Below are 527 nucleotides of genomic sequence, written 5' to 3' on the forward strand. Positions count from 1 at the left end.
CCGAATATTTCTGGTTTGACCCGGAGAGTTTAGAGTTTCAAGGATTTGCATTAATTCAGGGAACCTATCAACCGATAACCCCTAATGATATGGGACATTTATGGAGTGAACAACTGCAACTATTCTTAGGGATAGAAAATCGTCAACTCCGCTTTTTTAGTCCTGATGGTGTTTTAGTACCCACTCCGGAAGAATCAGCCACTGAAGCTCAACAACAGTTAGGTAGCGTCCAAAATGAGTTAGTAAACACTCAAAATCAATTAGGTAGCGTCCAAAATGAGTTAGTAACTACTCAAAATCAATTAGGAAGTGTTGAAAATGAGTTAGTAAATACTCAAAATCAATTAGAAATCGAACGACAACAGAAAGACCAACTAGCGGCTAAATTGCGAGAGTTGGGAATTGACCCCGAACAGTTGTAAAAAATCGAGGTAAACATTATGACAGTTACGGAACAGTTAGCATCACTGGAAACCTCACCAGAATGGGAGGATATCGAGTTTCCTCCGGGAGATTTAGAAAGTCAG

At 39.7% G+C, this 527-nt stretch carries 1 pseudogene; it reads left to right on the forward strand.

From position 1 onward, the window contains the following. Nucleotides 1-422 (forward strand): annotated as a pseudogene (locus B9T16_RS29255) (Uma2 family endonuclease); the annotation flags it as partial. Nucleotides 423-527: the final 105 nt, after the last annotated feature.

Source organism: Arthrospira sp. PCC 8006, assembly GCF_046480465.1.
Taxonomy (GTDB): domain Bacteria; phylum Cyanobacteriota; class Cyanobacteriia; order Cyanobacteriales; family Microcoleaceae; genus Limnospira; species Limnospira platensis.